The sequence below is a fragment of the Phenylobacterium sp. genome (assembly GCF_030651185.1).
In the GTDB taxonomy this organism is placed as follows: domain Bacteria; phylum Pseudomonadota; class Alphaproteobacteria; order Caulobacterales; family Caulobacteraceae; genus Phenylobacterium.
The window spans coordinates 14,038-36,483 of record NZ_JAUSCJ010000005.1; the positions used below are offsets into that span (position 1 = coordinate 14,038).

Sequence of the window (22,446 nt, forward strand, 5' to 3'; positions counted from 1 at the left end):
TCCTTTCATGAAGCTCCGCGGCCCCCCGGGAAAGCGGACGAAATGGCGGACGACGCAGGTCTGATCAACGAGGTGCTCGCCGAGACCTCCTTCCTGTATGGCGGCAACACCGCCTTCGTGGAGGACCTCTACGCGCGATGGGCCGTTGACCCGAATTCCGTCGAGCCCTCGTGGCGCGCCTTCTTCGCCTCTCTCCAGGACCGCGCCGACGAGGTGAAGGCCGCGGCGGTCAAGCCCGGCTGGACCCACCGCGCCGCGCCCGCCGCCCGTCCTGAATGGCTCTCGGCCATCGACGGCCTCTGGCCGGCGGTGGAGGCCAAAGTCGGCGCCAAGGTCGCCGAGCGCGCCGCGCCGGCCGCCAGCCCTGAATCGGTCCGCGCCGCGACGCTGGATTCCCTGCGCGCCATCATGATGATCCGCGCCTACCGGATGCGCGGCCATCTGCGGGCCAATCTCGACCCGCTGGGCATCGCCATTCCCGAGGGCGACGCCACCGAACTCGACCCCGCCTCCTACGGCTTCACCGAGGCCGACTACGACCGCTCGATCTTCCTGGACTTCGTGCTGGGCCTGGAGACCGGGACCATCCGCGAGATCCTGGCGATCCTGCGCCGCACCTACTGCAACGACATCGGCGTGCAGTACATGCACATCTCCGACCCGGCCCAGAAGGCCTGGCTGCAGGAGCGCATCGAGGGCCGGGATAAGGAAATAAGCTTCACCAAGGAGGGCAAGGTCGCCATCCTGAAGAAGCTGATTGAGGCCGAGGGCTTCGAGAAGTTCCTGCACAAGCGCTTCCCCGGCACCAAGCGGTTCGGCCTGGACGGCGGCGAGGCCATGGTCCCGGCGCTGGAGCAGATCATCAAGCGCGGCGGCGCGCTCGGCGTGAAGGACATCGTCATCGGCATGCCCCACCGGGGCCGGCTGAACGTGCTCGCCGCGGTGATGGCAAAGCCCTACCAGGTGATCTTCCACGAGTTCCAGGGCGGCTCCAGCCTGCCCTCGGACGTGGAAGGCTCCGGCGATGTGAAGTACCACATGGGCGCCTCCTCGGACCGCGCCTTCGACGGCAATTCCGTCCACCTGTCGCTGACCGCCAACCCCTCCCACCTGGAGATCGTCAACCCGGTGGTGCTGGGCAAGGCCCGCGCCAAGCAGGCCAGCCTGCTGCGTGAGAACCCCGATTCCGGCCGCACCCACGTCCTGCCCCTGCTGCTGCACGGGGATGCGGCCTTCGCCGGCCAGGGCGTGATCGCCGAATGCTTCACCATCTCGGGCGTGAAGGGCTACCGCACCGGCGGAACGATCCACTTCATCGTCAACAACCAGATCGGTTTCACCACGGCCCCGGCCTTCAGCCGCTCCTCGCCGTATCCGTCCGACGTCGCCCTGATGGTGGAGGCGCCGATCTTCCACGTGAACGGGGATGACCCCGAGGCCGTGACCTATGTCGCCAAGGTGGCCACCGAGTTCCGCCAGCAGTTCGGCAAGGACGTGGTCATCGACATGTTCTGCTACCGCCGGTTCGGTCACAACGAGGGTGACGACCCGACGATGACCTCGCCCTTGATGTACGCCAAGATCAAGGACCACCCCTCGACCCGCGAACTCTATTCCCGCCAGCTGATCGGCGAGGGTGTGATCACCGAGGACGACGTCACGGGTTGGATGAAGGCGTTCGACGACTTCCTCGACCAGGAGATGGAGTCGGGCAAGACCTACAAGGCCAACAAGGCCGACTGGCTGGACGGCAAGTGGGCGGGCCTGGCCCTGCCCGAGGGCGACGACCGCCGCGGCGACACCAGCGTGCCGCTGCAGAAGCTGCTCGACCTGGGCGGCCGGATGACCGCCATCCCGGCCGACCTGGACATCCACAAGACCGTCAAGCGCGCCATCGACAACCGCCGCGCCGCCATCGAGACCGGTGAAGGCCTCGACTGGGGCAATGCCGAGCATCTGGCCCTGGCCACCTTGCTGGATGACGGCTTCCCCGTCCGCCTGGCCGGCCAGGACAGCGTGCGCGGCACCTTCGTGCAGCGCCACTGCGACCTGATCGACCAGACTACCGAGGCCCACTACCAGCCGCTCTCCAACCTGCGCCCCGGCCAGGCCCACTTCGAGGTTATCGACAGCGCCCTGTCCGAAGAGGCGGTGCTGGGCTTCGAGTACGGCTTCTCCCTGGCCGACCCCAAGACGCTGGTCCTGTGGGAGGCTCAGTTCGGCGACTTCGCCAACGGCGCCCAGGTGGTGATCGACCAGTTCATCTCGTCGGGCGAACGGAAATGGCTCCGTATGAGTGGGCTGGTCCTGCTCCTGCCCCACGGCTACGAGGGCCAGGGCCCGGAACACTCCTCGGCCCGTCTCGAGCGTTTCCTGCAGCTCTGCGCCGAGGACAACCTCCAGGTCGTCAACTGCTCGACGCCGGCCAACTACTTCCACGTGCTGCGACGCCAGATGCGCCGGGAGTTCCGCAAGCCCCTGGTGGTGATGACGCCCAAGTCGCTGCTGCGCCACAAGAAGGCGACCTCGCGCCTGGTGGACATGGCCGAGGGCTCGTCCTTCCACCGGGTGCTGCACGACGACGCCGAGCGCGGGATCAACACCGCCACCAAGCTGGTGGAGCCCGACAAGATCCGCCGCGTCGTGCTGTGCTCGGGCAAGGTCTATTACGACCTGCTGGACGCGCGTGAGGAGAAGGGCGTCGACGACGTCTACCTGATGCGCCTGGAGCAGTTCTATCCCTGGCCGGTGAAGTCGCTGTCCACCGAACTGTCGCGGTTCCCCAACGCCGAACTGGTCTGGTGTCAGGAAGAGCCGAAGAACATGGGCGGCTGGACCTTTGTCGATCCGTGGCTGGAACTGACCCTCGACCGCCTGAAGATCAAGGCCAAGCGCGCCCGCTATGTCGGCCGCCCCGCCTCGGCCTCCACCGCCGCCGGCCAGATGAGCCGGCACATGAAGGAGCTTCAGACGTTCCTTGCTGAAGCCTTCGCCTAAACCGCCCGCCCGAAAGAACAGGAAGAACCTCCCCCATGGCCGACATCATGACGCCCACGCTTGGCGAATCCGTCACCGAGGCGACAGTGGCGCGCTGGGCCAAGAAGCCCGGGGACGCAGTCCGCAAGGATGAGATCCTCGTCGAACTGGAAACCGACAAGGTCAGCCTGGAAGTCGCCGCCCCCGCCGACGGGGTCCTTGCCTCCATCAGCGCCGAGGAAGGCGCCACGGTCGAACCCGGCGCGGTCCTGGGTCACGTGACCGAGGGCGCGGTCGCCGCCGCCCCGGCCAAGGCGGCCGCCCCCAAGGCTGAAGCTCCCAAGGCTGCTGCTGCGCCCGCTCCCGTCCCCGCGCCCAAGCCGGCTCCCTCCGCCGCCGCTGCGGCGCCCCTCGCCCCCTCCGCCCAACGCATCGTGGCGGAGAACAACCTCGACGCCGGCGCGATCGCCGGCTCCGGCAAGGATGGCCGGGTGACCAAGGGCGACGCTCTGGCCGCCCTCGAGGCCCGCGCCAATGCCCCGGCCCCGGTGGCCGTCGCCGCCGCGCCGCGCGAGATCCACGCGCGTGAGGAGCGGGTCCGCATGACCCGCCTGCGCCAGACCATCGCGCGCCGGCTGAAGGAAGCCCAGAACGCCGCGGCCATGCTGACGACCTTCAACGAGGTCGACATGACCAACGTCATGGCGCTGCGCACCAAGTACAAGGACGTCTTCGAGAAGACCCACGCGGTGAAGCTCGGCTTCATGAGCTTCTTCGTGGCCGCCGTGGTCCACGGCCTGAAGCAGGTCCCGGAGGTCAATGCCGAGATCGAAGGCCAGGATATCATCTACAAGAACCACTACGACATCGGCGTCGCCGTCGGCACCGAGCGCGGCCTGGTGGTGCCCGTGGTCCGCGACGCTGACGCGCTGTCGCTGGCCGGCGTAGAAAAGGCCATTGGCGCCCTCGGCAAGAAGGCCCGCGACGGGGCCCTGGCCATGGACGACCTGCAGGGCGGCACCTTCACTATCTCCAACGGCGGGGTCTATGGCTCGCTGATGTCGACGCCGATCCTGAATGCGCCGCAGTCGGGGATTCTCGGCATGCACAAGATTCAGGACCGTCCCATGGCCATCGGCGGCCAGGTGGTGATCCGGCCGATGATGTACCTGGCGCTCAGCTACGACCACCGCGTGGTGGACGGCCAGGGCGCGGTGACCTTCCTGGTCCACGTCAAGGACGCCATCGAAAACCCGGAACGCCTGCTGCTGGATATCTAAGGGCGCGCGCCTCCATATCCGTCCCGGCACCCCTCAATTCGGAAGACCAGGCTCATGGCCCAATACGACGTCGTCATCATCGGGGGCGGTCCCGCCGGCTACAATGGCGCCATCCGCGCGGGCCAGCTTGGCCTGTCGGTGGCCGTGGTGGAGAAGCGCGAGACCCTGGGCGGCACCTGCCTGAACGTTGGCTGCATGCCGTCCAAGGCCCTGCTGCACGCCTCGGAGATGTTCGAGTTGGCCAACAAGGACTTCGCCACCCTCGGCATCGAGGTGACGCCGACTCTTAACCTGCCTCAGATGATGAAGCAGAAGGCCGAGAGCGTGACGGCCCTGACCAAGGGCATCGAGTTCCTGTTCAAGAAGAACAAGGCCGACTGGATCAAGGGCATGGGTCGGATCGCCGGCCCCGGCAAGGTCGAGGTCACCGGCCCCGACGGCTCGGTCACCGTGCTGGAGACCAAGAACATCGTGATCGCCACCGGCTCGGAGCCCTCGGGCCTGCCCGGCGTCGTGGTGGACAACAAGCGCATCGTGGATTCCACCGGCGCCCTGTCGCTGCCCGAAGTGCCGGGGAGCCTGATCGTCATCGGCGCCGGCATCATCGGCCTGGAGCTGGGCTCTGTCTGGCGCCGCCTGGGCGCCCAGGTCACCGTCGTCGAGTTCCTCGACCGCATCACGCCGGGCATGGACGCCGAGACCGCCAAGACCTTCCAGCGCTCGCTGACCAAGCAGGGCATGGCCTTCAAGCTCGGCGCCAAGGTCACCGGCGCCAAGGCGTCAAAGACCGGCGTCACCCTGACCGTCGAGCCGGTGGCCGGTGGCGAGATCGAGACCCTGACCGCCGACTACGTGCTACTGGCCATCGGCCGGCGTCCCTATACCGACGGCCTGGGCCTGGAGACCGTCGGCATCGTCCCCGACAAGCGCGGCTTCATCGAGACCGACCACTTCAAGACCTCGGCGCCCGGTGTCTGGGCGATCGGCGACGCCATCCATGGCCCGATGCTGGCCCACAAGGCCGAGGAGGACTCCGTGGCGGTGATTGAGCTCATCGCCGGCAAGTACGCCCACGTGGACTACAATCTGGTTCCCAGCGTGGTTTACACCTACCCGGAGGTCGCCTGGGTCGGGAAGACCGAGGAGCAGCTGAAGGAGGCCGGGGTCGCCTACAAGGCCGGCAAGTTCCCCTTCACCGCCAACAGCCGCGCCAAGATCAACCATGAGACCGAGGGCTTCGCCAAGGTGCTGGCCGACGCCACGACCGACGAGATTCTCGGCGTCCACATCATCGGCCCCCAGGCCGGCGAGCTGATCGGCGAATACTGCGTGGCCATGGCCTTCCGCGCCGCCAGCGAGGACATCGCCCGCACCGTCCACCCCCACCCGACCCGCTCCGAGGCCGGCCGTCAGGCCGCCATGGGCGTCGAGGGCTGGACGATGCAGGCCTAGATCACGATGGATTGGGATCTCTCGATCCCAAATCCATGAACGTGATCGACCTTCTTAAATTCGAGCGGGATACGGACGGAAAACCGGTGTCCACTTTTCCTGATCCCGCTCGAGTGCAGGTCCGCCGGGTCCGCCCGGAGGAGCTGCCCATCGCCGCGGCCATCTACCAGAAGGTCCTGCGCGGGACCTTCACCTGGCTGCCGGCCGGCCGCCACAACGCCCAGGTCTTCCTGCGCGACGCGGTCGACGAGGATGTCTACGTGGCGGTCCTGGACCACCGCATCGAGGGCGTCGCGGCCCTCTACCGCCCCGACAGCTTCCTGCACTCGCTCTATGTCGCGCGGCGCGGCGCCGGGATCGGCAAGGCCCTGCTGGACCACGCGGCGGGCGAGGCGCCAGGACCCCTGTCTCTGAAGTGCCAGACCGCCAACACCCGCGCCCAGGCCTTCTACCGCCGCGAGGGCTTCGGGATCACCGACCAGGGCGACGACGGCGTGCCCTGGGTGCGGATGGCGCGCTATTAACTTAAGGCTGCACCGGCGCCGTGGTAGCCTCCCGGGCCTGAGGGAGTAACGCCCATGTCCGTCCTGCTGCTCGCCGCCGTTCTCGCCGCCCAGCCCGCGCCCGGAAGCGCCAACGCCTGTCCCAACTATTTCCGGCCCACGCCGGCCAAGGTCGAGACCCTGAAGCCGACGAAGCTCGCCGACCTGCCCAAGGCCGCCCTGATCGCGCCGGTGATGCGCATGGTGCAGGGCTGCCCGGTCCCCACCGTGGTCCGCGACGTGGCCGAGGGTGATGGGCGCTTCGCCAAGCCCTGAGCCCTTGCGGCGCGGCTGAAAACCCGGTCCCCTGAGCAACGAAGCTTAGGGACAGGAAACCGATGGAACTCGTGCTCATCCGCCATGGCCTGCCGGTGCGCAGCGCCGAGAGCGCCGACCCGCCGCTGCACGACGAGGGCCACGACCAGTCCCGTAAGGTGGCGCAGTGGCTGGCGGGCGAGACCTTAGACGCCGTCTATTCCAGCCCCATGCTGCGCGCCATCGAGACCGCAGGCCCCCTGCTCGCCCACAGCGGCCACGCGCTGCGCCACCACGACGGCATCGCCGAGTTCGACCGTGACTCAGGCGCCTACGTCCCCATGGAGGAGCTGAAACGCGAGGACTACGCCGCCTGGAAGGCCATGGCCGACGGCGACCATGGCGTGGACATCGGCGTCTTCCAGCAGGCCGTCGTCGGCGCCCTGGAGGAGATCATCGAGGGCCATCCCGGCCAGCGGGTGGCGGTCTTCTGCCACGGCGGGGTGATCAATGTCTGGACCGCCCACGTGCTGGGCATGGCCCCGCGCCTGTTCTTCGAGCCCCGCTACACCAGCATCCACCGCTACATGTGCGCCCGCAGCGGCCAGCGGAACATCCTCAGCCTGAATGAGACGGCGCACCTTCGCTAAGCGTGCGGGTGGGCCGAGTTGTAGGCGCTCAGCAACGCCGCGGCGTCCACGTCGGTATAGCGCTGGGTCGTCGACAGCGAGGCGTGGCCCAGCAGTTCCTGGATGGAGCGCAGATCGGCGCCGGCTCCCAGCAGGTGGGTGGCGAAGGAGTGGCGGAGCGCATGTGGCGTGGCGCTGGCGGGCAGCCCGAGGCGGCCCCGCAGCCCCTGCACCGTGGCCTGGACGTGGCGCGGACTGAGCGCCCCGCCCCGCTTGGCGCGGAACAGCGGTTCGCCCGGCGGCAGGACGAAGGGCACGGCCGCCAGATAGGCGTCCACAGCCTCGCGCACGGCGGGCAGCACCGGCACGATCCGGGTCTTCGAGCCCTTGCCGACGATGCGGAGCGAGTCCCCCAGCGGGGCGTCCGACCGCTTCAGCGACAGCCCCTCGGAGATCCGCAGGCCGCAGCCATAGAGCAGGGTCAGCACCGCCTCGTCGCGGGCCACTTCCCAGTCCTCGCGGTCGGGATCCATGGAGGGTTCTGCGATTAGGCCCCGGGCCTGGTCCTCGGTGACCGGACGCGGCGCCGACGGCTTGACCCGTGGCCCGCGCACCAGGGCCAGGTTCGGGTTGGGGGTGTCATGGCGGCGGTCGAGATAGCGGTGGAAGGTGCGGATCGCCGACAGGGATTGCGACAGCGACCGGGGCGACAGCGGATGGTCGCCGGACCGCAGGTGCGCCAGCCAGGCGCGGATCTCGCCGGCGGTCAGCTCACCGCAGGCCGCAAGCGTCAGGGTCTCGCCCCGATAGCCCTCTTGAAAGCTGATGTAGCGCCCGGCGGCGAAGCCATAGGCCTCCACCGTGCGCGGCGAGGCGCGGCGTTCCTGGGCCAGGTGGATCAGCCACTCCGCCAGGACCGCGCGGGCTGTGGTCACAGGACCGGCCATCGCTCCGCCGTGCGTTCGACCACCCGGGCCAGGAAGGCCACCAGCTCGGCCCCCATGTCCTCGGTGAAGCCGTGCGCATCGGACGAGCCGAAGGCCAGCAGGCCGGTGCGGGCCGGCTCCCAGATCGCCATGCGGACCATGGCCATGGACTTGATCTGCGGCGCCCGCTCGCCGAACAGGCCCAGAGCCGTGGGCTGGAAGCCCATCAGGGCCACGCGCTGGTGGCCGATCACCAGGTCGATCTGACCCTCCGCCATCACCCGCCAGCCGGCCGGGGTTCGGTCGGGACCTTCCAGGGCGACGACGCCCGCCGCCAGGCCGAAGCGCAGCTGCGCCAGCTCGTCCACCCGGCGGGCCAGGTCGGCATGGTTACGGGAGTCCAGGAGGTCGACGACCGCGCCATGGGTCTGGGCCTGGGCCGCGAAATTGGCGCGCGCCGTGGCCTCCAGGTGCTTGCGGGCCTTGGACTCTTTCTTGTGCGCCTCATGCACGCGGGCGAGCGCGGCGGGGCCAAAGTCCACCACATTGGCGGCGTCGGGCTTGAGGCCCAGCTCCGCCATCAGGGCGGTGTCGGACAGCAGGAAGTCGCGATTGCCCGAGAGGAAGCGGCGTACCTCATCGGGGCCCAGCGTCTGATCCTTCAGCCCGACCCCGAGATCCATGCATCCGCCCCTGTGGTTCTACAGAATGGACTGACCCGTTTTGGCCCAGTCGCTCATGAACTGTTCAAGACCCTTCTCGGTTAACGGGTGCTTGAAGAGGTCCAAGAAAACCCCAGGCGGTATCGTCGCGCAGTCGGCGCCGGACAGGGCCGCGGCGGTGACGTGGGCCGGATTGCGGATCGAGGCGGCCAGGATCTCGGTGTCGAAATCATAGTTGTCGTAGATGGCGCGGATCTCGCGGATCAGGTCCATCCCGTCCATGCCGTAGTCGTCCAGCCGTCCGATGAAGGGCGAGATGTAGGTGGCGCCGGCCTTGGCGGCCAGCATGGCCTGGGCGGCGGAGAAGCACAGCGTCACATTGGTGGCGATGCCCTGCACGGCGAACTCGGCCGTGGCGATCAGGCCCTCGCGGGTCAGGGGCAGCTTGACCACCACATTGGTGGCGATGGCGGCCAGCTTGGCGCCTTCCTTCAGCATGCCGGCCACGTCGGTGGCGGCCACCTCGGCGCTGACGGGGCCCTCGACGAGATCGCAAATCTCGGCGATGACCTCCAGCATGGGCCGGCCGGACTTGGCGATCAGGGTCGGATTGGTGGTGACGCCGTCCACCAGGCCCGTGGCGGCCAGGTCCTTCAGGACGGCGGTGTCCGTGGTGTCGAGAAAGAGCTGCATGACGGGCCTCTGCGCGGGAAAGATCGGGGCCTCCTTAGCCGTTGTGCTCCGGCGCGGCCAGCCTATGTGCGTCTGGGCATGACCCGCCGCATCGCCTCCATCCTCCTGCCCATGCCCCTGCCCGAGGCCTTCGACTACGAGGAGCCGGAGGGCATGGACCTTGCGGTGGGCGACCAGGTGGCCGCCCCGCTGGGGCCCCGCCTGCTGCGCGGCGTGGTGACCGCCCTGCGCGACGGGACCGGCGGCAACCGTCCGCTGAAGGTGGTGGAGAGCAGGCTCGACGATCCGCCCCTGCCGGCCCGCGCGCTGGAATTCATCCAGTGGGCCGCCCGCTACTCCGTGGATTCCCCCGGCTCCCCCCTGGCCATCACCCTGCGGGGCGCGCGCGCCCAGAAGGCCCGGCCTGAGAAGATCGTGGAGGCCACCGGTGTTGCGCCCGCCCGCGCCACCCCGGCCCGGACCAAGGTGCTGCAGACGGTCGCGGCCCAGCGCCTGTCGCCGCCCGACCTCGCCCGCGCCACCGGTGTCTCCTCCGGTGTCATCAAGGGGCTGCTGGACGAGGGCGTGCTCGCCGTACGCCTGATCGAGGCCCCGGTCGCCTTCGACCCGCCGGACCTGTCGCGCGAGGGTCATCCCCTCAACCCCAGCCAGGACGCCGCCGCCAAGGCGCTGGTCTCGATGATCGGGGAAGGCGGCTTCAAGGTCGCCCTGCTGGACGGGATCACCGGCTCGGGCAAGACCGAGGTCTATCTGGAGGCCGTCGCCGCCGCCCTGGCCGCCGACCCGGACGCCCAGGTGCTGATCCTGCTGCCGGAGATCGCGCTGACCCAGGCGGTAATCGCCCGGGTCGCCGCCCGCTTCGGCGCCGCGCCGGCCGAATGGCACTCCGACATCACCCCGCCCGCCCGGCGACGGGTCTGGGAAGCCGTCGCCACCCGCCAGTGCCGCATCGTCATCGGCGCCCGCTCGGCCCTGTTCCTGCCCTTCGCCAAGCTGGCCCTCATCGTGGTCGATGAGGAGCACGACGCCTCCTACAAGCAGGAGGAGGGCTTCATCTACCAGGCCCGCGACATGGCCGTCGCCCGTGGCAAGATCGAGGAGGCCGCCGTCATCCTGGCCTCGGCCACACCGTCCCTGGAATCGCTTCGCAACGCCGAGACCGGCCGCTATCGCTGGCTGCGGCTGACCTCCCGCCACGGGGTCGCCGTCCTCCCCGACATCACCCTCGTCGACATGCGCCAGACCCCGCCCGACTCCGGCCGCTGGCTGTCACCGCCCCTGGTGGCGGCCATGGGCGAGACCTGGGCGCGCGGCGAGCAGACGCTCTTGTTCCTCAACCGCCGGGGCTACGCGCCGCTGGTGCTCTGCAAGGCCTGCGGCGAGCGGATGACCTCGCCGGACACCGACAGCTGGCTGGTGGAGCACCGCTATTCCGGCCGCCTGGTCTGCCACCTGACCGGCTTCTCCATGCCCAAGCCCCTGGCCTGCCCCCACTGCGGCGCCAAGGACAGCCTGGTCTCCATCGGGCCGGGGGTGGAGCGGGTTGAGGAGGAGGCCAAGGCCCTCTTCCCCGACGCCCGGGTGGCCATCTTCTCCTCCGACACCGTCTGGGACGCCCGCGAAGCCAAGCGGCTGATCCAGGCCATGGAGGAGGGGCAGATCGACATCCTGGTGGCCACCCAGGCCGCCGCCAAGGGCCACAACTTCCCGGGTCTGACCCTGGTGGGGGTGGTGGACGCCGACCTTGGTTTGCGCGGCGGGGATTTGCGGGCGGCCGAGCGCACCTACCAGCTGCTGGCCCAGGCCACCGGGCGCGCCGGCCGCAAGGACCGCCCCGGCCGCGCCATTTTGCAGACCTATGCCCCCGAGCACCCGGTCATGCAGGCCCTGAAGGCCCAGGACCGCGACGCCTTCACCACCGCCGAGCTGGAGGAGCGCGAGATCGCCGGCCTGCCGCCCTATGGCCGGCTGGCGGCCCTGATCGTCTCAGGCCCGGACGCCGTGCAACTGGAGGCCTTCGTGGAAAAGATGGCCCAGACGGCCCCAAATGCCGAGGGCGTCGCCGTCTACGGCCCCGCCGACGCCCCGCTGGGCCTGATCCGCGGCCGCCGCCGCAAACGCTTCCTGATCCGCGCCGACCGCACCGTGGACCTGTCGGCCTACCTCGCCGCCTGGCGCGCCAGGTTCCGCCCCCCCGGCATGATCCGGGTGGCGATCGACGTGGACCCGTACAGTTTCCTATGAGGCGAGGGTCAGGACCACGAGATTAGGCTACCGATCCCCAGATTGAACATCATGTGGAGCAGCGTGAGCGCTAGAGGCAGGACGAGTTCCTGATTTCTCGGCGGCTCAGGTGATTTGGCGACCAGCCACATCAGGACGAGGGCAGACGATATGTGCAGAGCCGTCGCGGGCACACGGAAAATGATACCCTTTATGAGCGGGAGCTGCTTCTCAATCACCCAAGGGAGTACAAGCAGGAGTTCTGTTGCGATGCAGACGAACGAGTACGTCCAAAGGCGGCGATTGGCGCGTTCGCGATCACTATGCCAAAGGGCCGCTCGATAAATGCTCCATCGGGCCATCTCCTCGGCAGCAGGCCCCACCAGTATCGCGATCAGGAACGTCGGCAGGTGTTTTGGCCCGCCCGCCGCGGCAACGAACAGCGACAGCACGACCAGCGCGCCAATCTGACAGCCAGCCACTAAGCCGTAGATGAGCGCCACATGTCGTTGGTCGATCCATCCCAACATCCTTGCCAGACTGGGCGCCACCTAAACCTTCCCCGTCTCCGCCGCGATATCCCCGCCGGGTTCCGCCGCCTTGGCCGCCGCGACGGGCCGCTCGCGCAGGGTCGCCACCGGGATGAACAGCATCAGGATGAAGCCCGCGATCAGCGAGCACAGGGCGAAGATCATCCCGTGGACGATGGCGACGGAGAAGCTGGTGCGGATGGTGCGTTCCAGGGCCACCTGCTTGGGGTCGGCGGCGCGGGCCGCGGCCTGCTCGGGGTGCAGGTTGCGCTCCATGGCCATCTTCTGCAGGTCCGAGAGCTCGAGGTGGCGCACCACGGCGCCGGGCTCGGCCGGCGCGTGCTTAGCCAGTTCGCTGGCCAGGCCCGAGGTCAGCAGGGCGCCGAACAGGGCCACCCCCATGGTGGAGCCGATCTGGCGCACGAACTGGCCCGAACTGGTGGCCACCCCGATCTGGTGGAAGGGCAACGCGTTCTGAACCGCCAGGCCAAACAGGCTCTGGCCGGGGCCCAGGCCGATCCCGACGATCAGCAGCCGCCAGGCCAGGTCGAGGACCGTGGTGTCGGGCCCGATGAAGCACATCAGGAACACGCCGAGGATCAGCACCGCCCCGCCGCCGATCATGAACGGCTTGTAGAGGCCCGTCTTGGTCACCAGCTGGCCGTTGATGGTCGATGAGGCGATCATGCCCCCCATCAGGGCCAGCATGGTCAGGCCGCTGGTGGTGGCGGGGACGCCCTGGCCCACCTGCATGTAGAGCGGCAGGAAGCTGGTCACCCCCATGAAGGCCATGGAATAGACGAAGGCCGCGCCGTTGGCGGTGGTGAAGGTGGTGTTCCTGAACAGATCCAGCGGGATGATCGGGTCCCGCACCTGCTTTTCCACGAACACGAAGGCGGTCAGCGCCGCGATGGCGAAGCCCAGCATGCCGAGGATCAGGGGCGAGGCCCAGGCGTACTCCCGTCCGCCCCAGGTGATGGCCAGCAGCAGGGGCACGAAGCCCGCGATGATCAGGGCCGCGCCGGCCCAGTCGATGCGTCCGGTTCCCCGGATCGGCAGGGTCGGCATCTTCACCAGGATCATGGCGACGGCGGCGAGCGCGAAGGGGATGTTGCAGTAGAAGACCCAGCGCCAGCCGGCGATGACGTGGCCGAACAGGGTCACGGTCCCGTGGTCGGTGAAGAAGCCGCCCACCACCGGGCCGAACACGCTGGCGATCCCGAACACCGACCCGAACAGGCCGGAGAACTTGGCCCGCTCCCGGGGCGCGAACAGGTCGGCGATGATGGCGAAGGCGGTGGTGAACAGCGCCCCGCCGCCCAGGCCCTGGACCGCGCGGAAGATGATCAGCTGGGTCATGCCGCCCCCCAGCAGGGGCAGGTCTCCGAACTCGCCGGCCAGGCCCGCCAGCCAGGAGCCGGCCAGGAAGATGCCGATCCCGATCAGCAGGATCGGCTTGCGCCCATAGAGGTCCCCCAGCTTGCCCCAGATCGGCACCATGACCGTCGAGGCCAGCAGGTAGGCGGTGGTGGCCCAGGCGTAGAGGTGGAGGCCCGACAGCTCGGCGATGATGCGGGGCATGGCCGTGCCGACGATCGTCTGGCTCATGGCCGACAGCAGGAAGACGATCATCACGGAGATGAGCGTCAGCCGACGCTCGTCGTCGCTATAGACGTGCGGTTCGTTCACGGGTCGTGTCCCGACGGCGAAGGGGCCGCCCCTAATGCTCTAATCTTATCGTTCGTAAAGTCCGGGGGCGGACGGAAATATCGCCGCCCCCGTCCCGGCTTTACTTCAGGCTATCAGACTTTTCGGACGCGGCACTCAAGGGTTCGGCCTTGCGGCGCTGGGCGTTGCGTGAGGCCATGTTCAGCCCCTCCACCAGGCCGGAGAAGGCCATGGCCGCATAGATGTAGCCCTTGGGCACGTGCACCCCGAAGCCGTCGGCGATCAGGGTGGCGCCGATCATCAGCAGGAAGCCAAGCGCCAGCATCACCACGGTGGGGTTGTCGTCGATGAACTTAGCCAGGGGATCGGCGGCCAGCAGCATCACCGCCACGGCGATCACCACGGCGATCACCATGATCGGCAGGTGGTCGGTCATCCCCACCGCCGTCAGGATCGAGTCGATCGAGAAGACGATGTCCAGCAGCAGGATTTGCACGATCGCGGCGCTGAAGTTCATGGTCACACCCGCCGTCACGACGCCGTCCTTGTCGAGGAGGTTGGGGCTGGGTGACGGGTCCATGGTGTGGTGGACCTCGGTGGTGGCCTTCCAGACCAGGAACATGCCCCCGGCGATGAGGATCAGGTCGCGCCAGGAGAAGGCCAGCTCGAACATGGCGTGGCCGTCCTCGCCGATCGGGCCCTTCCAGGGCAGCTCGAAGACCGGCGCGGTGAGGCCGACGATGAAGGCGATGGTCGAGAGCAGGGCCAGCCGCATGATCAGGGCCAGGCCGATGCCCAGCCGGCGGGCCTTGGTCTGCTGATGGGCGGGCAGCTTGTTCGACAGGATGGAGATGAAGACCAGGTTGTCGATGCCGAGAACCACCTCCATGACGACGAGGGTGATCAAGGCGGCCCAGGCGGCCGGATCGGCGGCCAGGGTCAAAAGGCTGTCCATGGGGGTCCTCGGAGGGTGGTTGTCGGCTTGTTCTACCCGATCTCCAGCGTCCGCCTACTGCGAATGGTTCTCAAAATCGTACGGAGCCCAGTGAGTCGCCGCCGTCCCGCGGCCGGCGGCGCCGTTTTTCGAGGCGCCAGCGGGTCGATGCCTGAAATGTGAGCCGCCGCAGGGCCGGACGCCTCTTCTTGCCGGCGGGCGGCGGAACCGACGCCGAGGTCTTGGGACGCCGCCCGTTCGTCTGTTTCGGATTGTTTCACGCCACCCAAGACAAGGCATTCAGTGGAACGTTGAAAGTATCCATGAATGACGTGCTCCTGGTTCCGCAGCTTAACAACAGGAATATCGCACCTGACGCGTGCTTAGTTTCCTTTGCGTTAAGGGTTTAAATTCGCTTCCGCGACGATAATCTCGACAGTCGACCGCCCTCTCATCACGTGAATCTGTGGATGGTTCGGTGGGAGACTCGGCGACCTTCCGCCGCACGGGACGAAAAGCTCTTTGCTTTCGCGCCGAGGGTGAGTATCCCTAATGACAGTTCGCGTGGGGAGTTCCTCTTAACATGTCGAAACGGACCAGAACCGTCCTCGGTTCCCTGGCCGCCGCGGCGGTTATGACGCTCGCGCCCGTTGGCGCGGTGGCCGACACCTACTGGCAGTGCGTGCCCTTCGCGCGCCTGATTTCCGGCGTGCAGATCTTCGGTGACGCCTGGACCTGGTGGAAGCAGGCGGCCGGTAAGTACGAGACGGGCTTCTCCCCTCAGGCCGGCGCGGTCCTCTGCTTCAAGCCCAACGGCAAGATGCAACTGGGCCACGTCGCCGTGGTCAGCCAGGTGCTCACCGACCGGGTGATCCAGATCACCCACGCCAACTGGTCGCGAATCGGCGGGACCCGCGGGCAGGTCGAGAAGGACGTCACCGTCATCGACGTCTCCCCGGCCGGCGACTGGTCTCAGGTCAAGGTCTGGTACGATCCGGTCCGCGATCTCGGCTCCACCACCTATCCCACCTACGGCTTCATCTATCAGGACGACAAGGCCCAGCGCGTGGCCAGTTCGGGTCTGAACGCCGCGGGCAACACCGCCATCGCCATGGCACAGGGCGCCGCCAACCAGATGGCCTCGGCCGTCCGTCCCGGCGCGGGTCCGTTCTCCATGCTGAGCCAGGCGGCCGACTCCACCGACAAGATCGCCGCCCTGATCATGGCCGCGACCCAAGGTCCGCCCGAAGCCAAATAGGCTGATGCTGAACCTGATCCGCAGCGGCGCTTCGGCCTCCACGACCGAGACGCCCGGCGACGACTGGGTGCTGCCGGCCGACACCATCTGGATCGACCTGCTCAATCCCACCCGCGAGGAGGAGCTGGCGGTCGAGCGCGTGCTGGCCGTCGACCTCCCCACGCGGGAGGAGATGGCCCAGATCGAGCCCTCGTCACGGCTCTATCAGGAAGCCAAGGCCACCTTCCTCACCGCCACCCTGCTGGCCCACAGTCAGGGCGACCATCCGACGTCGGCGCCCGCGACCTTTGTCCTGGCCCGCGGCGTGCTGGTGACCATCCGCTATGTGGAGTTCAAGGCCTTCGCGGTCTTCGCCGTCCGCGCCGCCGAGAACCCCGACCTGACCAACGGCTCGGAGGTGATGCTGGAGCTGCTGGACGCCATCGTCGAACGCCTGGCCCACGTGCTGGAGAGCAGCTCCGTGGCGGTGCAGGAGAGTTCCAACGCCATCTTCGACCGCCCCCGGGGCGGGGCGTTCGAGCCCCTGCTGACGGGTCTGGCCCGCACCCAGTCGGTGGTGGCCATGGTCCGCACCAGCCTGGTGAGCCTCGGCCGCCTGGCCAGCTTCGCCGGCCTGGCCCCGGAGATCGCCGCCGCCGCCGCCGGCCGCGCCCACCTCACCTCGCTGCAGCATGACATCGGCTCGCTGACCGAGCACGCGGGCTCCCTGGCCTCGCAGATCGCCTTCCTGCTCGACGCGGCGCTCGGCCTGATCAACATCGAGCAGAACGGCATCATCAAGTTCTTCTCGGTGGTTTCCGTGGCCCTGATGCCGCCGACCCTGGTGGCCTCGATCTACGGCATGAACTTCCACCACATGCCCGAGCTCTCCTGGACCTTCGGCTATCCCATGGCGCTGGGGGTCATGCTGATCGCTGGCCTCGGCCCGTTCCTCTGGTTCAAGAAAAAGCGCTGGCTCTAGCCCCGGAGGGGCGATTTCCTGCGGAAAGCGCCACTGTGGCGGATTGACGCAACGGTTCCTTAAACGCGACGCGCGAGGATCGGGGATTCAGGAATTTCCGCGTCTCCATGTCCTCCGCTGTCCTTGTTCTCCGTCCGCTCGACATTGATGGCCTGCGCCTGGCGCTGGACAAGCACAGGCGATTCCTCGAGGGCCGGTCCGGAGGCCGTCGCGCCAATCTCGCCTATGTGGACCTCACCAACCGCCAGCTCGACGGCATGGACCTGCGCGACGCCGACCTCACCGGGGCGCGCCTGAACGGGGCCTCCCTGGCCGGCGCCAAGCTGGCCGGAGCGGTGCTGTTCGGCGCCGACCTGCGCGACACCGACCTGCGCCGCGCCGACCTTTCCAAGGCTGATCTGCGGGGCGCCTGCCTGCGCGGGGCCAACCTCGCCCATGCCGACCTCTCGGGCTGCGACCTGCGCGAGGGCCGTATCGCCCTGCAGGACAAGGCCGAGGGCTTCCGTATCCTGCAGCACGAGGAGCGGCCGGGCGAACTGACCTTCGCGGTGCTCTCGGGCGCGAACCTGGCCGGCGCCCATATGAGCGGGCTGTCGGCCATGGCCGCCGATTTCACCGACGCTGACCTGTCGGGCGCGACGCTGGGCGGCGCCAAGCTGATCAAGGCGGTGATGGACGGCGCCAACCTCACCGGGGCGGACCTGGCTGGCGCCGACCTCAGCGGGGCCTCGCTGAAGCGCGCCATCCTGGTTCGCTGCGATCTCGGCCTGTCCAACATCACCAGCACCGACCTCACCGGGGTGCTGAAGGCGCCGCCCGCGGCGGTCTATATCGACGACAAGCCGCTGGAGGTGGTCCTGGCCGCCCACGAGGCCTTCTGCGATTCCGCGGGCAAGAGCGGCCGGCATGTCCGGCTGCCGGACACCGACTTCCGTTCGGTTCCGGGCGGCCTGAAGGGCCGAAGGCTCAGCGGGCTCTCGGCGCCGGGCGCCATCTTCTTCGGCATGGACCTGCAGGGGGTCCAGCTCCAGGGGGCCGATCTCTCGGGTTGTGATCTGCGCGGCGCCAACCTGAAGATGGCCGACCTGCGCGGCGCCCGCCTCTCCGACGCCCTGCTCACCCGGGCCAACCTGCGCGGCGCCAAGCTGGGTCCGCTCTCCATCGCCGACGGCCGCATGCTGCGTACCGACCTGTCGCGCGCCGTCCTGCGCGGCGCCGACCTCACGGGCGCCTCGGCCCCCCGCGCCCGCTTCCTCGAAGCCGACCTCGCCGGCGCCAAGCTCGAAGGCTGCAACCTCAAGGGCGCCGAGCTAGAGGCTTAGAAACCTGCTCATCCCGGCCTTCGCCGGGATGAGCAGATTAGATTACATCCCGTGCTTCAGCGGCTGCAGGTCCTGGAACACCGGCTCGCGCTTCTCGGCCTTGGCGGTGAAGGCCTCGCCCATGTGGGCGCCGGAGAACATGCCGGTCTGCCAGACGGCGATATAGTCCAGGCCGTCCTTCAGGGTGTGGTCGCGGGCGTAGTTGATCATCACCTTGGAGCCGGTCACCGCCAGGGGCGCCTTGCCGGCGATCAGGCGGGCGGTCACTAGGGCGTGGTCGATACAGGCCTCATGGGTGGGGAACACCTCGTTGACCCAGCCGATCTCCTTGGCCTTCTGCGCCGGCATCCGGCGGCCCGTATAGGCCATCTCCCGCACCCACCCCTCGGGGATCAGCTTGCACAGGCGCGGGAAGGTGCCGACGTCGGCGGTCATGCCGATATTGATTTCTTGAATACAGAAGAAGGCGTCCTCCGTGGCGTAGCGGATGTCGCAGGCGCTGGTCATGTCGACGGCCCCGCCGATGCAGCCCCCCTGGATCGCCACGATCACCGGGATCCGCGCATCGTCCAGGCAACCGAAACAGTCCTGCAGCCACGCGATATGATGCCGCTGCTGCTCGGCGTTGATGTGTCGGTCCTGGTTCTGGTTGGCCGAGGTCGATCCCCCGCCGCCGAACACCGCCAGGTCCATGCCGGCCGAGAAGTGCTTGCCCGTGGAGCTGATCACGATGCAGCGGGCCCGCGCATTGTGGTCGATGTCCTTCACGATCACCGGCAGCTCGTTCCAGAACTCCCGGCTCATGGAGTTCATCGCCTCGGGGCGCTTGAGCTGGATATGGGCGACCCCGTCCTCGATGGTGACGGCGAAGCAGGCGAAGTCGGCGGTGGTGACATCGGTCATGGCGTTTCCTCTCGTTGGAAACATCATCGTCCCGTGACGCGGGGAAAGGGAAGGGGCTTACCCGTACCGCATCTTCCCGAGCGCCGCGGCCACGTCGGCCAGCAGGTCGCCGCCCTTCAGCCCCGCCTTCCACTTCTCATAGGCCATGACGTTCTCGATGCGGCTGTCGACGAAGGCCATGGCGGCGTCCTTGCCGCTGGCCAGGCGCAGAGCCAGCCCGGAGATCAGGATGCCCGAGAGGATCGCCCGCTTGGAATAGTGGTTCTCGTCGGTCGCGGTGTCGCCGGCCCAGCGCCAGAGCCCGTCGGCGCTTTCCCACAGCAGCTTCACCGCAAGGGGAATCCGGGTCGGCAGGGCCAGATACCCCGCCCAGCGCCGCACGGCGGCCTCGTCGTCGGCGGCCGCGTCCAGCCGCGCCTCGACGCCGGCCCGGATCCGCGCGCGGATCTTCAGGGCCTTGGGATCGGTGTCGGCCAGCCGCGCCAGCGCCGCGGCGTCGTGGCGGCGCGACAGCAGGGCCGCCAGGTCGGCGGGGCCATGGGGAAGCAGCAATTCGGTCTCGGCCACGGACAGGCCGCAGGCCTTGCCCGCCGCGCGGACCATCGGCCAGGTCCAGCCGTGCGCCCCGGCAAGGTTAAGGGCTGCGTCCAGAATCTGTTGTTCGGTGGCCTCAGCCCAGTCGGTTTCGTGCGCCATCACCTATAATAACGCGCTCTTGAGGCCCTGTCCGCCGTGGACATCGTCTCCCGTCTCTGGTATTTCGCCGCCCTCATCCCGGAGGCTCCTCGCCACTGGGGGCAAGGCATTTGTCCGTTCGCCGCCGCCTGACCCCAGGATTGGCCGAGCGGGAACGGGTAATAGGAGAGATAACTCTGGTTCAGATTTTCGTCCGCGACAACAACGTCGATCAGGCTCTCAAGGCGCTGAAGAAGAAGATGCAGCGCGAGGGCTCGTTCCGCGAAATGAAGCGGCACGTGCATTACGAAAAGCCCTCGGAAAAGCGCGCCCGTCAAAAGGCCGAAGCCGTTCGTCGCGCCCGGAAGCTGGCCCGCAAGCGCGCCCAGCGTGAAGGCCTGATCCCGGCCCCGAAGAAGGCCCCCGGCGCGCGCTAGACGCACACCGGCGCTTGAAGCTTAAGTATTTGAAAGGCCGCGCGGATCACCGCGCGGCCTTTTGCTTTTGCGCGAATTTCCATGCTCACGCTGCGAACTTCGGTCGCGTGGCGCCCTGCTTGCTGGTGAAACCGCGTCCGCACACCTATCTTGGGATCTAGCGGACACTTTCCGGAACGGTCTGGACCAAAATGAACCTGCGCAATCTCGCTATCTGGGGCGTCATCGTCGTCGTCCTGATCGGGCTCTACAGCATGATGACCGGCGGCGGCCACGCCGGCGCCTCGGGTCAGATCACCTACAGCCAACTGCTGTCCAAGGTGGCGTCGGGCGAGGTGAAGAAGGCGACGATCCGCGGCCCCAGCGTCGAGGTGACCGACGCCGCCGGCAAGACCTTCGGCGCCATGACCCCCAACAATCAGGACGACCTGGTCAAGCGGCTGGAAAGCCAAGGCGCGGATATCGAGGTCAAGCAGATGGGCGGCGGCCTGGTGGGCCTGCTGGTCCAGAGCCTGCCGATCCTGCTGCTGGTGGGCGTCTGGATCTTCTTCATGCGCCAGATGCAGGGCGGGGCCCGCGGGGCCATGGGCTTTGGCAAGTCCAAGGCCAAGATGATGACCGAGAACAAGAACCGCATCACCTTCGATGATGTGGCCGGCGTCGACGAGGCCAAGGAAGAGCTGACCGAGATCGTCGAGTTCCTGAAGGACCCGCAGAAGTACCAACGCCTGGGCGGCAAGATCCCCAAGGGCGCCTTGATGGTCGGTCCGCCCGGCACCGGCAAGACCCTGCTCGGCCGCGCCGTCGCCGGCGAGGCGGGCGTGCCCTTCTTCTACATTTCCGGCTCCGACTTTGTGGAGATGTTCGTCGGCGTCGGCGCCAGCCGCGTGCGCGACATGTTCGAACAGGCCAAGAAGAACAGCCCCTGCATCATCTTCATCGACGAGATCGACGCCGTCGGCCGCCATCGTGGCGCCGGCCTGGGCGGCGGCAACGACGAGCGCGAGCAGACCCTCAACCAGCTGCTGGTGGAGATGGACGGCTTCGATCCGTCCGAAGCCATCATCGTCATCGCGTCCACCAACCGTCCCGACGTCCTGGACCCGGCCCTGCTGCGTCCCGGCCGCTTCGACCGCCAGGTGGTGGTCTCCAATCCGGACATCGGCGGTCGCGAACGCATCCTGCGCGTCCATATGAAGAACGTGCCGCTGGCCGCCGACGTCGATGTGAAGACCATCGCCCGCGGCACGCCCGGCTTCTCCGGCGCCGACCTGGCCAACCTGGTCAACGAGGCCGCCCTGATGGCCGCGCGCAAGAACCGCCGCATGGTCCTGCAGCGCGACTTCGAGGACGCCAAGGACAAGGTCATGATGGGCGCCGAGCGCAAGTCCATGGCCATGACCGAGGACGAAAAGCGCCTCACCGCCTATCACGAGGGCGGGCACGCCCTGCTGGCCCTGTCGGTCCCCGCCACCGACCCGGTCCACAAGGCCACCATCATCCCCCGCGGCCGTGCTCTGGGCATGGTCATGCAGCTGCCGGAGCGCGACCAGCTGTCGATGTCCTATGAGCAGATGACCTCGCGCCTGGTCATCCTGATGGGTGGCCGGATGGCCGAGGAGATCATCTTCGGCAAGGAGAAGATCACCTCCGGCGCCTCGTCGGATATCGACCAGGCCACCCGACTGGCCCGGGCCATGGTCACCAAGTGGGGCTTCTCCGACAAGCTGGGCGTGGTCTCCTACGGCGAGAACCAGGACGAGGTCTTCCTCGGCCACTCGGTGTCGCGCACCCAGAGCGTCTCGGAAAAGACCGCCAACCTCATCGACGAGGAGGTCAAGAAACTGGTCCAGACCGCCTTCGACGAGGCGCGCCGCATCCTCACCGAGAAGCTCGATGAGCTGCACACCCTGGCCAAGGCCCTGCTGGAATACGAGACCCTCTCCGGCGACGAGATCATCAACATCCTCAAGGGGGTCGCCCCCAACCGCGACGACAGCGACTCCAAGCGCGTCACCGGCCCCGTCGCCTCGGTCCCCCTCTCGCCCCGGACCGACCCCAAACCGGCCTGAGGCCAACCTGACCTACCCGAAGGGGAGCCCACGGCTCCCCTTCGGCAT

20 protein-coding genes are annotated in these 22,446 nt (G+C 68.0%); 12 read left to right on the forward strand and 8 right to left on the reverse strand.

Going from position 1 to position 22,446, the window contains the following annotated elements:
* Window positions 1-42 precede the first annotated feature (42 nt).
* From Q7J39_RS01095 to Q7J39_RS01120, 6 genes are all read left to right on the forward strand, one after another.
* Entirely contained in the window at window positions 43-2,997 is a 2,955-nt protein-coding gene (locus Q7J39_RS01095) for a 2-oxoglutarate dehydrogenase E1 component (protein ID WP_304819523.1), read from the forward strand.
* Between the two features lie 35 nt (window positions 2,998-3,032).
* Window positions 3,033-4,256, forward strand: a complete 1,224-nt coding sequence (gene odhB, locus Q7J39_RS01100; protein WP_304819525.1) for a 2-oxoglutarate dehydrogenase complex dihydrolipoyllysine-residue succinyltransferase — start codon at window positions 3,033-3,035, stop codon at window positions 4,254-4,256.
* A 54-nt stretch (window positions 4,257-4,310) separates the two neighbouring features.
* The gene (lpdA, locus tag Q7J39_RS01105) at window positions 4,311-5,708 is read left to right on the forward strand and encodes a dihydrolipoyl dehydrogenase (protein WP_304819527.1); all 1,398 of its coding nucleotides are present in this window, start codon (window positions 4,311-4,313) and stop codon (window positions 5,706-5,708) included.
* 86 nt (window positions 5,709-5,794) lie between these two features.
* Entirely contained in the window at window positions 5,795-6,232 is a 438-nt protein-coding gene (locus tag Q7J39_RS01110; RefSeq protein ID WP_304819529.1) for a GNAT family N-acetyltransferase, read from the forward strand.
* Between the two features lie 54 nt (window positions 6,233-6,286).
* Window positions 6,287-6,526: a hypothetical protein gene (locus tag Q7J39_RS01115; RefSeq protein ID WP_304819531.1), complete on the forward strand. Its 240-nt coding sequence runs from the start codon at window positions 6,287-6,289 to the stop codon at window positions 6,524-6,526.
* Window positions 6,527-6,588: 62 nt separating this feature from the next.
* A complete protein-coding gene (locus Q7J39_RS01120; RefSeq protein WP_304819533.1) occupies window positions 6,589-7,155 on the forward strand; it encodes a histidine phosphatase family protein in 567 nt (188 codons plus the stop codon).
* Here the strand turns inward: Q7J39_RS01120 and Q7J39_RS01125 are convergent.
* The 3 genes from Q7J39_RS01125 to fsa are packed head-to-tail and all read right to left on the reverse strand — an operon-like array spanning window position 7,152 to window position 9,415.
* Window positions 7,152-8,081: a tyrosine recombinase XerC gene (locus tag Q7J39_RS01125; protein ID WP_304819535.1), complete on the reverse strand. Its 930-nt coding sequence runs from the start codon at window positions 8,079-8,081 to the stop codon at window positions 7,152-7,154. The two genes, Q7J39_RS01120 and Q7J39_RS01125, sit on opposite strands and share 4 nt — an antisense overlap.
* Window positions 8,066-8,743 (reverse strand): DUF484 family protein, encoded by a 678-nt coding sequence (locus Q7J39_RS01130; protein WP_304819537.1) that lies wholly within the window; start codon window positions 8,741-8,743, stop codon window positions 8,066-8,068. Before Q7J39_RS01130 ends, Q7J39_RS01125 begins: the two co-directional genes overlap by 16 nt.
* Window positions 8,744-8,761: 18 nt before the next feature.
* Entirely contained in the window at window positions 8,762-9,415 is a 654-nt protein-coding gene (fsa, locus tag Q7J39_RS01135; protein ID WP_304819539.1) for a fructose-6-phosphate aldolase, read from the reverse strand.
* A 78-nt stretch (window positions 9,416-9,493) separates the two neighbouring features.
* Here fsa and Q7J39_RS01140 point away from each other — a divergent pair, with 78 nt between their 5' ends.
* Complete coding sequence (locus Q7J39_RS01140; protein WP_304819542.1) at window positions 9,494-11,659, forward strand: primosomal protein N'; 2,166 nt, start codon at window positions 9,494-9,496, stop codon at window positions 11,657-11,659.
* Window positions 11,660-11,667: 8 nt separating this feature from the next.
* Here the strand turns inward: Q7J39_RS01140 and Q7J39_RS01145 are convergent, their stop codons facing one another.
* The 3 genes from Q7J39_RS01145 to Q7J39_RS01155 all read right to left on the reverse strand — a co-directional run bounded on the left by Q7J39_RS01145 (window position 11,668) and on the right by Q7J39_RS01155 (window position 14,791).
* Window positions 11,668-12,189 carry a hypothetical protein gene (locus Q7J39_RS01145; protein ID WP_304819544.1) on the reverse strand — a complete coding sequence of 174 codons (522 nt, stop codon included), beginning with the start codon at window positions 12,187-12,189 and terminating at the stop codon, window positions 11,668-11,670.
* Window positions 12,190-13,857, reverse strand: a complete 1,668-nt coding sequence (locus Q7J39_RS01150; RefSeq protein WP_304819546.1) for an MDR family MFS transporter — start codon at window positions 13,855-13,857, stop codon at window positions 12,190-12,192.
* A gap of 100 nt (window positions 13,858-13,957) precedes the next feature.
* Complete coding sequence (locus Q7J39_RS01155) at window positions 13,958-14,791, reverse strand: TerC family protein (RefSeq protein WP_304819548.1); 834 nt, start codon at window positions 14,789-14,791, stop codon at window positions 13,958-13,960.
* Window positions 14,792-15,353: 562 nt separating this feature from the next.
* Here Q7J39_RS01155 and Q7J39_RS01160 point away from each other — a divergent pair.
* The 3 genes from Q7J39_RS01160 (at window position 15,354) to Q7J39_RS01170 (ending at window position 18,311) form a co-directional block, all read left to right on the forward strand.
* On the forward strand, window positions 15,354-16,028 hold the full coding sequence (locus tag Q7J39_RS01160; protein ID WP_304819550.1) for a CHAP domain-containing protein: 675 nt from the start codon (window positions 15,354-15,356) through the stop codon (window positions 16,026-16,028).
* A 4-nt stretch (window positions 16,029-16,032) separates the two neighbouring features.
* Window positions 16,033-16,989, forward strand: a complete 957-nt coding sequence (locus tag Q7J39_RS01165) for a magnesium transporter CorA family protein (RefSeq protein ID WP_304819551.1) — start codon at window positions 16,033-16,035, stop codon at window positions 16,987-16,989.
* A gap of 107 nt (window positions 16,990-17,096) precedes the next feature.
* Window positions 17,097-18,311: a pentapeptide repeat-containing protein gene (locus Q7J39_RS01170; RefSeq protein WP_304819553.1), complete on the forward strand. Its 1,215-nt coding sequence runs from the start codon at window positions 17,097-17,099 to the stop codon at window positions 18,309-18,311.
* 42 nt (window positions 18,312-18,353) lie between these two features.
* On the opposite strand, the gene Q7J39_RS01175 is transcribed toward Q7J39_RS01170, so the two are convergent.
* Window positions 18,354-19,214: a crotonase/enoyl-CoA hydratase family protein gene (locus Q7J39_RS01175; RefSeq protein WP_304819555.1), complete on the reverse strand. Its 861-nt coding sequence runs from the start codon at window positions 19,212-19,214 to the stop codon at window positions 18,354-18,356.
* Window positions 19,215-19,271: 57 nt separating this feature from the next.
* On the reverse strand, window positions 19,272-19,910 hold the full coding sequence (locus Q7J39_RS01180; RefSeq protein ID WP_304819557.1) for a COQ9 family protein: 639 nt from the start codon (window positions 19,908-19,910) through the stop codon (window positions 19,272-19,274).
* Window positions 19,911-20,086: 176 nt separating this feature from the next.
* On the opposite strand from Q7J39_RS01180, the gene rpsU reads away from it, so the two are divergent.
* Window positions 20,087-20,326 carry a 30S ribosomal protein S21 gene (gene rpsU, locus Q7J39_RS01185; RefSeq protein ID WP_215342650.1) on the forward strand — a complete coding sequence of 80 codons (240 nt, stop codon included), beginning with the start codon at window positions 20,087-20,089 and terminating at the stop codon, window positions 20,324-20,326.
* Window positions 20,327-20,517: 191 nt separating this feature from the next.
* Complete coding sequence (gene ftsH / locus Q7J39_RS01190; RefSeq protein ID WP_304819559.1) at window positions 20,518-22,398, forward strand: ATP-dependent zinc metalloprotease FtsH; 1,881 nt, start codon at window positions 20,518-20,520, stop codon at window positions 22,396-22,398.
* Window positions 22,399-22,446: the final 48 nt, after the last annotated feature.